This is a genomic window from Streptomyces corallincola, from assembly GCF_019104725.1.
In the GTDB taxonomy this organism is placed as follows: domain Bacteria; phylum Actinomycetota; class Actinomycetes; order Streptomycetales; family Streptomycetaceae; genus Streptomyces; species Streptomyces corallincola.
The window spans coordinates 242946-258001 of sequence record NZ_JAHRXF010000001.1; the positions used below are offsets into that span (position 1 = coordinate 242946).

At 72.1% G+C, this 15056-nt stretch carries 12 protein-coding genes; 7 read left to right on the forward strand and 5 right to left on the reverse strand.

Annotation, left to right across the window (positions count from 1 at the left end; genetic code table 11):
- Window positions 1–13 precede the first annotated feature (13 nt).
- Entirely contained in the window at window positions 14–1510 is a 1497-nt protein-coding gene (locus KUM39_RS01125; protein WP_217783384.1) for an acyl-CoA synthetase, read from the forward strand.
- A gap of 66 nt (window positions 1511–1576) precedes the next feature.
- On the opposite strand, the gene paaK is transcribed toward KUM39_RS01125, so the two are convergent.
- Window positions 1577–2872 carry a phenylacetate--CoA ligase PaaK gene (paaK, locus tag KUM39_RS01130; protein ID WP_217783385.1) on the reverse strand — a complete coding sequence of 432 codons (1296 nt, stop codon included), beginning with the start codon at window positions 2870–2872 and terminating at the stop codon, window positions 1577–1579.
- 252 nt (window positions 2873–3124) lie between these two features.
- On the opposite strand from paaK, the gene KUM39_RS01135 reads away from it, so the two are divergent.
- The gene (locus KUM39_RS01135; protein ID WP_217783386.1) at window positions 3125–4078 is read left to right on the forward strand and encodes an alpha/beta fold hydrolase; all 954 of its coding nucleotides are present in this window, start codon (window positions 3125–3127) and stop codon (window positions 4076–4078) included.
- A gap of 88 nt (window positions 4079–4166) precedes the next feature.
- Here the strand turns inward: KUM39_RS01135 and KUM39_RS01140 are convergent, their stop codons facing one another.
- Complete coding sequence (locus KUM39_RS01140; RefSeq protein WP_217783387.1) at window positions 4167–5060, reverse strand: helix-turn-helix transcriptional regulator; 894 nt, start codon at window positions 5058–5060, stop codon at window positions 4167–4169.
- A 115-nt stretch (window positions 5061–5175) separates the two neighbouring features.
- Here KUM39_RS01140 and KUM39_RS01145 point away from each other — a divergent pair, with 115 nt between their 5' ends.
- From KUM39_RS01145 to KUM39_RS01160, 4 genes are all read left to right on the forward strand, one after another.
- Window positions 5176–5883: an SDR family NAD(P)-dependent oxidoreductase gene (locus tag KUM39_RS01145; protein ID WP_217783388.1), complete on the forward strand. Its 708-nt coding sequence runs from the start codon at window positions 5176–5178 to the stop codon at window positions 5881–5883.
- Between the two features lie 199 nt (window positions 5884–6082).
- Window positions 6083–6325, forward strand: coding sequence for a DUF397 domain-containing protein (locus KUM39_RS01150; RefSeq protein ID WP_217783389.1), 243 nt, complete (start codon window positions 6083–6085; stop codon window positions 6323–6325).
- A 191-nt stretch (window positions 6326–6516) separates the two neighbouring features.
- Window positions 6517–7422: a universal stress protein gene (locus KUM39_RS01155; RefSeq protein WP_217783390.1), complete on the forward strand. Its 906-nt coding sequence runs from the start codon at window positions 6517–6519 to the stop codon at window positions 7420–7422.
- A 111-nt stretch (window positions 7423–7533) separates the two neighbouring features.
- A complete protein-coding gene (locus KUM39_RS01160; protein WP_217783391.1) occupies window positions 7534–8031 on the forward strand; it encodes a hypothetical protein in 498 nt (165 codons plus the stop codon).
- A gap of 70 nt (window positions 8032–8101) precedes the next feature.
- On the opposite strand, the gene KUM39_RS01165 is transcribed toward KUM39_RS01160, so the two are convergent.
- Entirely contained in the window at window positions 8102–10084 is a 1983-nt protein-coding gene (locus KUM39_RS01165; protein WP_217783392.1) for an N-acetylmuramoyl-L-alanine amidase, read from the reverse strand.
- 430 nt (window positions 10085–10514) lie between these two features.
- On the reverse strand, window positions 10515–11663 hold the full coding sequence (locus KUM39_RS01170) for an aminoglycoside phosphotransferase family protein (RefSeq protein ID WP_217783393.1): 1149 nt from the start codon (window positions 11661–11663) through the stop codon (window positions 10515–10517).
- A gap of 332 nt (window positions 11664–11995) precedes the next feature.
- On the opposite strand from KUM39_RS01170, the gene KUM39_RS01175 reads away from it, so the two are divergent.
- Window positions 11996–13492 carry a DNA-binding protein NsdB gene (locus KUM39_RS01175; protein WP_217783394.1) on the forward strand — a complete coding sequence of 499 codons (1497 nt, stop codon included), beginning with the start codon at window positions 11996–11998 and terminating at the stop codon, window positions 13490–13492.
- A gap of 131 nt (window positions 13493–13623) precedes the next feature.
- On the opposite strand, the gene KUM39_RS01180 is transcribed toward KUM39_RS01175, so the two are convergent.
- A complete protein-coding gene (locus KUM39_RS01180) occupies window positions 13624–15012 on the reverse strand; it encodes a SpoIIE family protein phosphatase (RefSeq protein ID WP_217783395.1) in 1389 nt (462 codons plus the stop codon).
- Window positions 15013–15056: the final 44 nt, after the last annotated feature.

Below are 15056 nucleotides of genomic sequence, written 5' to 3' on the forward strand. Positions count from 1 at the left end.
ATGATCAGCTCCCATGACGCAGGTACAGGGCAGCACGGTGGACGGGGTGCTGCGGCGCAGCGCCCGGCGGACCCCGGCGCGGGTGGCGCTGGAGTACGCCGACCGCGCTTGGACGTACGAGGAACTGGACGCCGCCGTGTCGCGCGGCGCGGGCCTGCTGCTCGGGGAGGGCCTCGCACCCGGCGACCGGGTCGCCGCCTACGGCCACAACTCGGATGCCTATGTGGTCGCCTTCCTGGCCTGCGCCCGCGCCGGGCTCGTCCATGTGCCGGTCAACCACCAGCTGACGGGCGCCGACCTGGCGTACATCCTGGAGCAGTCGGGCAGCACGCTGGTCCTCACCGATCCGGACCTCGCGGACCGGCTCCCGCCCGGCACGAGGGTGCTGCCGCTGCGGGACAACGACGGCTCCTTCCTCGACCGGCTCGCCGGGACCGCGCCGTACGACGGTCCCGAGGCGCGCACCGACGACCTCGTCCAATTGCTCTACACCTCCGGCACCACCGCGCTGCCCAAGGGCGCGATGATGACCCACCGGGCGCTGGTGCACGCGTACATGAGCGCCATCGCCGCCCTGGACCTGAGCGCGGGGGACCGGCCCGCGCACGCGCTGCCGCTGTACCACTCGGCGCAGATGCACGTCTTCCTGATGCCCTACCTCGCGGTCGGCGCCACCGGCGTCGTGCTCGACGCGCCCGACGGCGACCGTCTCTTCGAACTGGTCGAGTCGGGCCGCGTGGACAGCCTGTTCGCGCCGCCCACCGTGTGGATCGGCCTCGCGGGGCGCCCCGACTTCACCGCGCGCGATCTCGGCGGACTCCGTAAGGCGTACTACGGCGCGTCGATCATGCCCGTACCCGTGCTGGAGCGGCTGCGCGCGCACCTGCCCGGCCTCGCCTTCTACAACTGCTTCGGGCAGAGCGAGATCGGGCCGCTGGCGATGGTCCTCGGACCCGGCGAGCACGAGGGTCGCCCCGACTCCTGCGGGCGGCCCGTCCTGTTCGTGGACGCGCGTGTCACGGACGAGCACGGCGCCGATGTCCCCGACGGGACACCCGGTGAAATCGTCTACCGCTCACCGCAGTTGTGCCAGGGCTACTGGGACCGGCCCGAGGAGACGGCCGAGGCGTTCCGTGACGGCTGGTTCCGCTCCGGCGACCTCGCGGTCCGCGACACCGACGGCTATTACACGGTCGTGGACCGGGTGAAGGACGTCATCAACTCCGGTGGCGTACTGGTCGCTTCACGCCAGGTCGAGGACGCCCTCTACACCCACGAGGGCGTCGCCGAGGCCGCCGTGATCGGCCTGCCGGACGAGCGCTGGATCGAGGCCGTCACCGCTGTCGTCGTCCCGCGCGGCGAGGTCACCGAGGACCAACTCATCGCGTACGCCAGGGAGAAGCTCAGCCCGTTCAAGGTGCCCAAGCGGGTGCTGTTCGTGCCGGATCTGCCGCGCAACTCCAGTGGGAAGATCCTCAAGCGGGAACTGCGGGAACGGTTCGGGAGCTGACCTCCGGCGGGCCTGCCCCAACTCGGCATCGTAGGAGCCCTGTTGCCGGGAGCCGGTCGATCGCCGCTACTTCTCCCGCAGGTCCACGATGCGGCGGATCTTGCCCACCGACCGCTCCAGCGACTCCGGTTCGACGATCTCCACGCCCACCGACACCCCGATGCCGTCCTTCACGGCCGCGGCGATGGCGCGGGCCGCCTCGTCCCGTGCCTCGGGGGTCGCGCCCGCCCTGGCCTCGGCACGCACGGTCAGCGCGTCGAGACGGCCCTCGCGGGTGAGTCGGAGCTGGAAGTGCGGTGCGACACCGGGGGTGCGCAGCACGATCTCCTCGATCTGCGTGGGGAACAGGTTCACCCCGCGCAGGATCACCAGGTCGTCGCTGCGGCCGGTCACCTTCTCCATCCGCCGGAAGGCGCGCGCGGTGCCCGGCAGCAGGCGGCTGAGATCACGCGTGCGGTAACGGACGACCGGCATCGCCTCCTTGGTGAGCGAGGTGAACACCAGCTCCCCGCGCTCGCCCTCGGGCAGCACCTCGCCGGTGACCGGGTCCACGATCTCCGGATAGAAGTGGTCCTCCCACACATGGAGTCCGTCCTTGGTCTCGACGCACTCCTGCGCCACTCCCGGACCGATCACCTCCGACAGGCCGTAGATGTCCACGGCGTCGATCCCGAACCGCTCCTCGATCTCCTGCCGCATCCGGTCCGTCCACGGCTCCGCCCCGAACACCCCCACCCGCAGCGACGTTCCGCGCGGATCCACACCCTGCCGCTCGAACTCGTCCAGCAGCGTCAGCATGTACGACGGGGTCACCATGATGACGCCCGGTTCGAGATCCTGGATCAGCCGGACCTGCCGGGCCGTCATCCCACCCGACGCGGGTACGACCGTGCAGCCAAGGCGCTCGGCACCGTAGTGCGCGCCCAGCCCGCCGGTGAACAGCCCATAGCCGTACGCCACATGCACCACGTCACCGGGCCGTGCGCCCGCCGCGCGCAGCGAACGTGCCATCATGTCGGACCACATGGAAAGGTCGTTCTCCGTGTAGCCCACCACCGTGGGCAGTCCCGTCGTCCCGCTGGACGCGTGCAGCCGCCGGACCCGCTCACGCGGCACGGCGAACATTCCGTACGGGTAGTTGTCCCGCAGGTCGGCCTTGGTGGTGAACGGGAAGTGCGCGAGGTCCGCGAGGGAACGGCAGTCCTCGGGGCGGACGCCCGCCTTGTCGAAGGACGCGCGGTAGAACGGCACGTTCTCGTAGGCGTGCCGGAGCGAGGCCCGCATGCGTTCCAGTTGGAGCGCCCGCAGTTCCTCGTGCCCCAGCCGCTCGCCCGCGTCCAGCAGGTCCGTCCCGTCCGCCATCGGACACTCTCCCTCGTCGGCACCACATATTCCGGACGACCGATCATTCGGTCGATCGTCCCGGGGCCAGTTAATGCAGCCCGAGGGCTCCGGGCAAGGGGGTGACGGGGAATTTCCCGCACGGTTGTCCCTGCGGTCTGCGGTCTGCGGTCTGCGGTCTGCGGTCTGCGGTCTGCGGTTTCTGACGCGCCGGTCTGCCGCCCGCCGTCAAAGCCGTTGCGCGTTCGTGTCGCGGCCCCGGATGATCGCTCCGTGCCGACCTTCTCCGCAGCCGACGGAACCCTCCTCGCCCACCACGCGCGGGGCACCGGCGAGCCTCTTGCCGTGCTCCCCGGCGGCCCCATGCGAGCCTCCGCCTACCTGGGTGACCTCGGCGGTCTGGCCGCGTACCACCGCCTCCACCTGCTGGACCTGCGCGGCACCGGCGACTCCGCGTGCCCCGCCGACCTGGCGTCCTGCCGCGCCGACCGGCTGGTGGACGACGTAGAGGTATGGCGGGACCACATGGGGTGGGACCACATGGATCTGCTCGCACACTCGGCGGCCGCCACCGTGGCCCTGCTCTACGCGGCCCGCCACCCCGACCGCGTCCGCCGACTCCTGCTGATCACCCCCAACTGCTCCGCCCTCGGCTTCCGCACCACCCCCGAGGACCGGCTGGCGGCGGCCCGGCTCAGGGCACATGAATCCTGGTACCCCGCGGCCTTCCCCGCCCTCTCGGCCTGGCTCGACGGCACCGCTGACTACGACGAAGTGTTCAGCCCCTTCTTCTACGGCCGCTGGGACGAGGCCGCGCGGACACACGACGCCGCCGCCGACCACGAGACGAATGAGGAGGCCGCCGCGCACTTCTTCGCGGACGGTGCCCTCACTCCCGACGCCACCCGTGCCGCACTCGCCGCTCTCGCCGCGCCCGTACTCGTGTACGCGGGCGCACTCGACGGCGGCCCCCGTCCCGACCTGGCCCGTGAGGCCACACGTGTGTTCCGCGCCGCCGAGTTCACCGTCCAGCCCGGCGCCGGGCACTACCCGTGGCTGGATGACCCGGAGCACTTCGCGGGCGTCGTACGGGACTTCCTCGACCGCGATCCCGGCGCACCGGCACCTGCCTCGGCGCCCGCATCGGCACCAGCGTCGGCACCCGCACCCGCATCGGCACCAAGACCGGCAACCGAACCCGCACCTGGCCACGACCCGGCCGCGTAGCCGTACCGGCCCTTTACACCCACCCACCAACCCAAAGCCAAACGCAGACCCAGGCCCAAACCCAGGCCCAAGCCCAGACCCAGCCCCCTCAGCGCCCTCGTGACCCGCCCGTCGGCACACGGACCGGCGGACCGGCGATCGAGGCGAGCCGCAGCTTCGTCTCGTCCGCGCTGCCCGGCTCTGCCGTGAGAATGACGATCTTCAGTTCCGTGTCGCCGTCGGTCAGCACGTCGCAGTCCACGGTGACCTCTCCCACCGAGGGATGCTCGATCACCTTGTGGTCTTCGCGGTGCTCGCCCACCGCACCGGTGGCCCACAGTTCGGCGAACTGCCCGTTTCCGTCGCGGAGTTCGCGGACGAGCCGCGCCAGCCGGGGATCGTCGGGGAAGCGACCGGTCGCCCGGCGCAGGTCGGCCACCACGGCGGCGTCCGTGAGGTCCGGGTCGCGCTCGTTCACCGGCCACTGGGTCAGCCGGGTGGACTCCGCGCCGATGGGGAATCGGTACCGCGCGAAGTTCCGCGTCCAGGGGGCCGAGGCCGCCGGATCACCGAGCAGTGCCGCCCAGCCCCGGTTCCACCAGACCAGATGCCAGTCCGCCGCGAACACCGCCACCGCCACGTCCCCGAGCCGGGCCAGCACCCGCTGGACACCGGGCGGGATGTGCGCGGAGATCGTCCCGGTGGCGGGCGGCACCAGCCGTGCCAGCCGGTACAGATGATCCCGCTCGGGTCCCGACAACTGCAGCGCACGGGCCAGCGACGCGACCGTGGACTCCGAGGGAGTGGTGGCCCGCCCCTGTTCCAGCCGCACCACATAGTCCACGGACACACCCGCGAGATCGGCCAGTTCCTCCCGTCGCAGCCCGGCCGCGCGCCGACGGCGGCCCACCCGGAGCATCGCGGCGGACGGCGGCAGCCGGTTCCGCCACGTCCGGATCATGGCCCCCAGCCCGTCCTCGGATGGTGTCGTCATACCGTCCATCCTCGCGCATCCGCCCACCTGGGCGCGGACCCCGCACCTCGGCAAGGGTGGTACTGCGGGTCCTACCGTTCAGGCATCCCTGGCCGCCCCGGGCGCATGGGCCAACAATGGTTCCATGACGATCACCTTTATCACCGGAGCCAACAAGGGACTCGGCTACGAGACGGCCCGCCGTCTGGTGGAGCAGGGCCACACCGTACTGGTCGGGGCGCGCGACGCCGAGCAGGGCGAGAAGGCCGCCACCGCGCTCGGCGCCCGCTTCGTGCGAATCGATGTCACCGACGATGCCTCGGTGACCGCCGCAGCCGCGGATGTCGCCGCGCACGAGGGGTCGATCGACGTCCTCATCAACAACGCCGGTATCGCCGGTCCCTGGGGCGTGGACGCCGCCACCTACAGCGCCGCCGACATCCAGGGCGTGCTGGACGTCAACCTCGTGGGCGTGGTCCGCACCACCACCGCGTTCATGCCCCTGCTGCGCCGCTCGTCCGACCCCTCGGTCATCAACGTCACCAGCGGGCTGGGCTCGCTCGCCTTCACCCACGACCCCGACCGCGTCGAGTCCACCGTGGTCACCCCGCTGTACTGCGCGTCCAAGGCCGCGCTGACCATGCTCACCACGCAGTACGCCAAGGCACTGCCGGACGTCCGCTTCAACGCGGCCGACCCCGGTTACACGGCCACCGATCTCAACGCGCACTCAGGCCCGCAGACCGTCACCGAGGGCACCGACGCCGTCGTCGCGCTCGCCACCGAGGGCCCCGGAGCAGCCTCCGGTCGCTTCGTGGACCGCAGCGGCGAGATCTCGTTCTCGGGAACCTGAGGACACGGGGACTTGATGGCCCGGGAACCCGATAACACCGGGACCTGACACCGGGCCCCACTCGGGTGCCCGACCGGCCGCCCCCGGACTGCCCTTTGCCCGGTCACCGGTTATCCACAGGGTTTGTCCACAGGCCCTGTCGGCGTCCCCGCCCGCTCGCTAGGCTGGCCGGGGACGACGAACCGGGAGGAGCACGGACGTGACCGAGAGCACCACCCAGCAGAGGCCGGTCATGGGCTGGGACAAGCCGGAGCTTGACCTCAGCGGAGCCGATTGGCAGTCGAGCAGCAGAGGGCTGGGCGACGTCGAGATCGCCTTCGTCGAGGGCTTCATCGCCATGCGCAACGGTGACCGCCCCGACAACCCCTCGCTCATCTTCACCCCGGCGGAGTGGGGAGCTTTCGTCTCCGGCGCCCGCGAGGGCGAGTTCGACCTCACCTGAGTCCCGCCGCGCGCCCGGTTCGCCGCGCGCCCGGTCCGCCTCCCGCCCGGTCCGGCGCACCCGCGCCGGGAGCCGACCGGGGGGAGTCGGACCCCCGATTCCGGACACGCGACCCGTGGCGCGGTGCCAGGGCCTCCGCCTGCGCGAGGCTGGCACCGCGACGCACAGGTCGTGACCCGGAGGTGAGGAAGATGAGCAGCGCGCCGGTCATCGCCGCGGTGGACGGTTCCGACGACAGCGACCGCGCCCTGGACTGGGCCGTGGACGCGGCCCGCCGCCGCGCGGCACCGCTGCGGGTGGTGCACGTCCGCCAGTTCGCCGCCTGGGGGCAGGGCGACGTGATGATCGCGGACCTGCCCGAGGTGGAGGGCGATCCGGTGCTCGACCAGGCACGTGCCCGGATCGGGGACGCGACCGGACTCGCGGCCGTCGAGTACGTCGCCGTGGAGGGCGTACCCTCCGCCGTGCTGCCCGAACTCGGCCAGGACGCGGCCCTGTTGGTGCTCGGCTCGCGTGGCCGGGGTGGCTTCGCCAGCCTGCTGCTCGGCTCCAACGGCGTCGCCGCCGCGCGGGACGCCGACTGCCCGGTCGTCGTCGTACCGCGCCCCGACCGCCGGGCGACCGGCGACGGTACGAACGCGCCCGGACCCCGTGTCGTGCTCGGCGTGCACGTGGACAGCCCGGACGACGCGGCCCTGGACTTCGCGTTCGCCGAGGCCGCCGGAGAGGCGGCCCGCGTCGAGGTGATCGCCGCCTACCCGTGGCCGCAGCAGACGTGGTCGGCGCCCGGCCAGATGATGCCGGTGCCCGTGGAGCAGCAGTCGGTGGAGCAGGAGACCCGCACGCTGACCGAGCGGTTCCTCGCACCGCACCAGGAGCGGTATCCGGGCGTCCGCACCGAGATCCGCGTGCTGCCCGGTGACGCCGCCGGGCACCTCGTCGCCGCGTCCGGGGGCGCCCGCCTCGTGGTCGTCGGCCGCCACCGGCGCCGCCTGCTGGCTCCTGGCCGGATGACGGGCTCGGTCACCCAGGCGGTCCTGCTGCACGCCGCGAGCCCCATCGCCGTCGTACCGCCCGCGCCCGCCGGGGAGGAGTGAGACCCGCCGCCCGGAGCCCGGCCGGGGCGGGTTCCGGCGCGGCCGTACGACGGTGTCCTCCGGGCGGCGCCCGCGCGTCGCCGGACGCCCGCCTGCACGTACCATTGCGGCATGTCGTTCCTCCGCCGCCGCAGCGCCACCCCCGCCGGACCCGACTTCGACGTGCTGGCAATGGATCCGGGTGACTGGCCCGGAAATCTCGGCGCCGGTCTGCTGCCCGCCGCCGACGGCACCTGCCAGGGCGTGTTCCTGCGCTACGACCTCTTCGGCGGACGTGGCCCCGCCATGATCATCGGTAATCTGCCCGAGGGCTCCCCGGCCCGTGAGGTCGCCGAGGACGAGATCCCGTTCGAGGTCGGGCAACTGCTGGTCGCGCTGGAGAACGACGAGGAGATCACCGTCGTCGGCAGCGAGGACACCCCCGTCCTCCAGGGTGACAATCTGCTGATCGTGCGGAGGCTGAAGCTCTCCGAAAGCCGGATCTCCTGCGTCCAGTTCGACCGCAGCGACGGCGTCCTGGTCACCATCGCAGCCTGGGACCGCCCCATCACCGACGACCTGTACGCCCTGCTCAAGCCGCTTCCGGCGGAACTCTTCCAGCAGGGCTGACCACGGGACGGCCCACACGGAAGGGCGCCCGCGGGATCTCACTCCCGCGGGCGCCCGTCCGTCGTACCGCCTACTTCACCAGCCGCACGTCCGCCGCCCGTACGAACGCCACCCGGTGCCCGTACTGGATCTCGTAGTACATGTCCTTGCCGGTCACCACCCGGTGCGAATCGGTGCTGAACGTCGCCGAATAGTCGTACTGCCCCGGCATCTCGTCACCGACGACGTACTTCTGCCCCGCCGGGATCGTGTACGGCAGCGGGACCACGGACTGCACGGGTACGCCCGCCGGGTACGCCTCCTTCTCCGGGTAGGCGCGCCCGTAGACGGGGACGCTGGTCGCGCCGTCCTTCGGGGTGATCGTCAGCGTGGTCGCCGGGAGCGCGACGGGCTGCTTCGCCGGGTTCTGGAACCACGCCTTCTGGCCCAGGTACCAGATGGCGGTCCAGTCGCCCCAGTGGTCCGCGACCGCGTACTGCTGGCCCGTGGAGATCCGCGACGACAGGTCGTTCACGTCGGTCGTCGGGGTGGTGCCGAGGCCCGCGTCCTTGATCAGCGGCGCGTTGACGTCGTGGTCCGAGTACAGCCGCACCTCGCTGGAGCCGTGGGCCGCGCAGGGCTCGCCCTTGGTCGTGCAGCCCGTGTACACCGGCCGGTTGGCGGCGTAGTCCGGCATCACCGTCACCGCCGCCGCGTTGCGCAGCCCGGTCCGCTTGAAGGGGTGGCCCAGCAGCTCGAAGTAGTGCCGCCAGTCCCAGTACGGCCCCGGGTCGGTGTGCATGCCGGGGATCGTGGACGTGGTCGGTCCGGGCACGTTGTCATGGCCCAGGATGTGCTGCCGGTCCAGCGGAATGCCGTACGTCCGCGCCAGGTACGACACCAGCCGTGCCGACGAGCGGTACATCGCCTCCGTGTACCAGGCGTCCGGCGACACCAGGAAACCCTCGTGTTCGATGCCCACGGACCGGGCGTTGATGTCCCAGTTGCCCGCGTGCCAGGCCACGTCCTTCGCCTTGACGTGCTGGGCGATCAGCCCATCGGTCGAGCGGATCGTGTAGTTCCACGACACATAGGTGGGGTCCTGGACCAGGTTCAGTACGCCGTCCCAGGCACCCTCGGTGTCGTGGACGACGATGTACTTGATGCGCTGCGAGGTGGGCCGGTCGCCCAGGTCGTGGTTGCCGTAGTCGTCGTCCCCGAACTGGGAGTACGGCGCCGGAATCCACTCGCAGGAGACGTTCGACGGGCACTCCGCGCCGTCCGCCTTCCGGGTGCGCAGCCCGGTCCGCTTCAACTGCCCGGTGTCCGGCGTCAGTCGGGGCAGCGCGGCCAGGGTGACCGTCTGCCCGGCGTCGGTGGTCCGGTGCTCGCCGGTGCGCAGTACGTCGAACACGTCGTCGGCGTACCGGGCGGCGGTCGCGGTGTCGTCGGCGCCGGAGAACCGGGCGATCGCGCCGTACCAGTCCGCCGGATCGGCGCTGGTCGGCTCGCCCAGCTCGTGCTGCGCGGCGGCGAGCAGCGCTGCGCCGCCCCGGATGTTCGCGGCGGCGTCGGTGCGCAGCGTCTTGGCGGACAGCCCGGTGAGTCCGGCCGCGCGGGGCAGCGTCCTGAGCCGGGCCGGGAGCGCCGACTCGGCGGGCACCTTCGCCTTCGGGTGCAGGGCGGGGCGGGAGCTGTCGCCGCGCGCGTCCTCACTGCCCTCGGCCAGGTGCTCGGTAGCGGCCAGCGCGGTACGGGCGTCGGTGAGGTGCATGGGGCCGTAGCCGCCGCTGACGCTGGGCGCCCCGGCGTGCGTGTCCCAGCGGGACTGGAGGTACGACACGGCGAGCAGCACGCTCTGCGGTACGTGGTACTGGCTCGCGGCGTCGGCGAAGGCGTGCTGGAGCCCCTGCGCGGGACCAGCGGCGCCGGGGGTCGCCGGGGCCGGGGCGCTCTGCGCCGGGGCGGCACCGAGCAGCGGGAGCAGCAGAGCCGCGCAGGCGAGCGGGCCTGCGGACCGCCGCAGGATTCTGCGGCCGGGCGGGGGCGTGGGGGCGGTGGCGAGTGCTCGCAAGATGCGGCCTCCTGTGACGGGTGGGCGGCGGGGGGTACGGCGCCGGAACGGATCAGTGGTACCGGCTGGCCGACGATCCGTCAATGATGCTCGGTGAAGCGCGATTTCCCATGTCACAGGGGGTCCGGCGAGTTTCCGCCCGGCAGCCCTCGGGCCTGCGGAGCGTCAGTGGAGTACACCAGTGGCCGCACCACATGTGCGGCGGTCATAGGGAAAGTGTCGATGTTGTGTGGGCCTCGTATACGGGTCCCCGTGCCTGTTTACACGGGGACCCGTTCCCATGTCGGCGGTACTTGTGTGGGCCACACCTGTGTGGGTGGCGTCTATATGGGCTGGATCTATGTCGGCCGCGCCCGTCACGCCTGTCCCCGGACGCGCGAAGGTCCGCGGTGCGCCGCCGCTCAGGGCGCACCGCGGACCTTCGCCCCCGTCAGCGGGTGCCGACGGCCGCTCGTACGGCCCGCCGGGCCATCTGGCAGTCGTCGTGCAGCCGCCGCAGCAGGAGCCGCTGTTCCTCACCGGAGGGCGCGGCCGGACCGGTCTGCGTGCCGCCGCCCGCGACCGGAGCCGTCTCGTGCAGCGAACGCTGCACGGCCGTCTCGTACGTGCGGATCTCGCGGGTCAGGACGAGCATCAGGTTCACCAGGAAGGCGTCACGCGCGGCGGGCCCGCCCGACTGGGCGATCTGACTGATCTGACGGCGGCCCACCGGGTCCTCGCCGAGCACCATCCACAGGGTCGCCAGGTCGTAGCCCGGCAGATACCAACCGGCGTGCTCCCAGTCCACCAGTACCGGACCGGCGGGAGACAGCAGGATGTTGGAGAGCAGCGCGTCACCGTGACAGAACTGCCCCATGCCCTGGCGTCCGGCCGCGTGCGCGATGCCGTGCATCAGTTTCTGCAGGTCGCCCAGGTCCCGGTCGGTGAGCAGGCCCAGCTCGTGGAAGCGGTTGATGCGCCCCGCGTAGTCGAGCGGTGTGCCGAAGGTGCCCGCCGGGGGCCGCCAGGCGTTCAGCCGGCAGATCGCGCCGAGCGCGGTCCGGACGTCCGCGCGGGGCGGTGCCTCGCCGGGATGCCGCTGGAGCGCCGCCACCCGGCCGGGCATCCGCTCGATGACCAGGACGCCGTTGTCCGGGTCCGCCGCGATCAGCCGGGGCACCCGGACCGGCGGGCGGTGCCGGACGAACGAGCGGTACGCGGCTATCTCGTGCCGGATGCGGTCCGCCCGCGCGGGGGAGGGGTCGAGCAGGCACTTGGCGACGGCCGTGGCCCGGCCGGTCGTACCCACCAGGAGGACCGAGCGTCCGCCGCGGCGCAGTACCTGCACCGGAGCGAACTCCGGGCAGATGCGGTGCACCGAGGCGATGGCGGTGCGCAGTTGGGCGCCCTGCGGCCCGGAGAGGTCCAGCCGTCCGCTCAGCGGCTGGGTGCCGGGACGCCCCGGCACACGGCGTGTCCGGACCGTGCCCAGGAGGGGCGCTCCCGGCCGCGCCGCCGGTTCGAGGTAGGGTCCGCCGCCCGCGGTGCGGGTGCGCAGCGGCCGGGGCGGGGCGGACACGGAGGACGATGCTGCGTACATGGGAGATACAGATCCCTTCGTGTGCCTGCGATGCCTGACTGTCGGTGCTGTCGAAGCCGATATGTGTGGTCCGGGACCATGTGGTCCGCCCCTGTGCGTACGAGGTGGTTGTGTGGTCCCGGTACACGCCCTCCCGGCCCGGTCGGCCGTCGCATCCTGGGGAAATGCTTCTGTCATATGAAGTGGTGACCGGGTCGGGGTGGCGCATTCCTACCTGACACCCGTTGACCAGTGGCACACCATCTGGCGCACCCTGGCGAACCCTGGCGAATAGTCGCTCGGCAACCTCCGCGGGGCTACTGTCAACTCAGCCGAGAACCTGGGGGCTTGACGTGAGCGGACAACCCAACACCCGCCTCGCGGACCTGTTCGGCCTGGCCGGCTGGTCCAAGGGCGAACTCGCGAGGCAGGTCAACAAGCAGGCGGCGGCGATGGGCCACCCCCAGCTTTCGACCGACACCTCACGGGTGCGGCGGTGGATCGACATGGGAGAGATCCCGCGCGATCCGGTGCCGCGGGTGCTGGCAGCCCTGTTCACCGAGCGTCTCGGCCGTGTCGTGACCATCGAGGATCTCGGTCTGGTACGGCAAGGGCGCACGGGCAGACGGCGCGGCGACGGGAAAGAGGAACATCCCGACGGAGTGCCGTGGGCGCCCGAACGTACGGCCGCGGTCCTCACCGAATTCACGGGAATGGACCTCATGCTCAACCGACGCGGCTTGGTGGGCGCGGGTGCCGCGCTCGCCGCGGGAAGCTCACTCAGCAGTGCCATGCACGACTGGCTGCACACCGACCCCACCCTGAAGTCCGACGCACCTGTCCTCGACGACCCCCTGCACGCCGACCCCGCCGGATTCGACCGCTACGAAGCGGCCCCCGTCGGGTCCGAGGAGGTCGAGGAACTGGAGTGCTCCGTCGAGGTCTTCCGCGCCTGGGACGCCGCTCGTGGCGGCGGCCTGCAGCGCAAGGCCGTCGTGGGCCAGCTCAACGAGGTGGGCGGCATGCTCGCCTACCATCACCCGGCCCACCTCCAGCGGCGCCTGTGGGGCGTCGCCGCCAACCTCGCCGTCCTGGCGGGCTGGATGTCGCACGACGTGGGCCTGGAACCCACCGCGCAGAAGTATTTCGTCATCGCCGCGCACGCGGCCCGCGAGGGCGGCGACCGGCCGCGCGCCGGGGAGGCGCTCTCCCGCGCGGCCCGGCAGATGGTGCACCTGGGCCGTCCCGACGAGGCCCTGCACCTGATGAAACTCGCCCAGTCCGGCTCGGGCGACGGACTCCAGCCGCGTACACGGGCGATGTTCCACACCATCGAGGCGTGGGCACAGGCGTCGATGGGCAAGGGCCAGGCCATGCGCCGCACGCTCGGCCGGGCGGAGGACCTGTTCGTCTCCGACCGGCAGGACGAACGCACGCCGGACTGGATGCAGACCTTCAAGGACGAGGATCTGTACGGCATGCAGGCCCTGGCCTACCGCACGCTCGCGGAGTTCGACCCGGACGCGGCGGCGCAGGCCCAGCACTACGCCGAGAAGGCGCTCGCCCTGCGCGTGGACGGGCGCGAGCGGTCGAAGATCTTCGACCACCTGTCGATGGCCTCGGCCTGCTTCATCGCCAACGACCCCGAACAGGCCGACCGCTACGCCCGGTTGGCACTGATGTCGATGGGCTCCAACTCCTCCCGCCGCACCTGGGACCGGCTCCGGCAGATGTACCGGCTCACCGCCGCGTACTCCGACTACCCGAGGATCAGCCAACTGCGGGAGGAGATCCAGCGGGCCCTGCCGAGGCCGAGGCGCGGCAAGGGAGGCAACACCGCGCAGGCATAGGGCGGTTGAGCGGCACAGCGACGATGCGCGGCGAACATCCGCCGCGCGGTGCGCAGTTGGCTGACGCGGTACGAGGTGGTCGGGCACGGTGTCCGGCGCGCTCGGGCCGACCGGTGGAGGGGCCGGTCGTCTCAGCCGGTGACCCGGGCGACGAGTATCCGCGCGTCCCGTTCGCGTGCCGCCGCGCCGAACTCCGCCGCTGTCGCACGCGCGCACTCCTGCGCGCTGCGGGCCGCGCTCAGGCGCGGGGCGAGGGCGAGTAGCCGGGCGACGGTGTCCGTCCGCCGCCCTGCGGCCGGTGACCCGGTGTGCAGCAGGAGCACATCGCCGGGTTCGAGGGTCGTCTCGGTCTGCGCGTAGGCGGTTCCGGGCAGCCCGCCGCCGCGCGCGCCCTCCGGTGCGGCCAGCACCCGCCCCGTCCCGCCGCGAAACAGCAGCGGGGCGGGGCCACCGCCGCACGCCCAGGTCAGGGTGCGGGTGGCGTGGTGGTAGCGACAGCAGACGGTGCTGTGCGACGCGGTTCGCGCGCCCGAGTCGGGCAGGTGGTCCAGCAGGCCGAGGAGGAGGCCCGGACCGGTGCCCGCGAGAGCCAGCCCGCGCACGGCGCCGAGCAGCATGTCGGCGCCGTACCCGGTGGTGGTTCTCTGTACGTCGGGGAAGTCGCCGGTGCTCAACAGAGCTGTCCCGTCCGGAAGTTCGAGCCCGTCACACCACTGCCAACCGCTCGAAACACCCGCCGTGGAGGGGAGTTGGCGGGTGGCGAGGTCCAGGGTGCGTGGGACGGCGTACCCGACGGCGTTCGGGGGCGTGGTCTCCCGGAACTGCCGCTGCGCGGAGTCGCGTGTCTCGCGCACCGTGCGCCGGTGGCGCCGCAGTTCGCTGACGTCGCGCACCACGGCCCACATGGAGAGGGCACTGCCGTCCGGGCCGAGCACGGGTTCGCCCATCAGATGCACGGTCCGTACCGAGCCGTCGAGCCGGAGGGCGCGGAACTCGCCGTCGATGGGGCGTCCGTCCACCAGGCAGTCGGTGAGCATGGTGGTGAGCTTCGGACGGTCCTCCAGGGCTATCAGGGAGGGGAGTTCGTCCAGCGTGGGTGCCGGACGCGCGGGGTCCCGGCCGAGGATCTGGTACAGCTCGGCGGACCAACTCACCTCGGACGTGAGGAGGTTCCACTCCGCGCTGCCGACCCGGCTGAGCAGCGAACCGGTGGGTGGAGCCGCGGTCCCGGCCGGGAGTGCTCCTGCGTCGGCATCGGGGTGCTCCCGTGCGCCGCCCGCCTCCGGGCCGTCCCGCAGTTGTGCCAAGTGGGCGTCGAGGTCTTCGAGTTGGTGGAGGGCGAGGTCGTAGAGCGCTCGCTGCCAGCGCTCCTCGGGAGTCGTACCGCCACCGCCGCGTGTGTCCCGCCGTACCGCGTACACATCGCCCCGGAGCCGCCGCGTCTGGTGTATCAACGCCTCCACCGGGCCGTGGCCCGATGGGTGGGCGGACGGGCGGTCCGCGGGGGTGGGGTACGACATGACGCACTCCGATGAGGACGGTACGGCCGGGGGAGAGGTGGGGG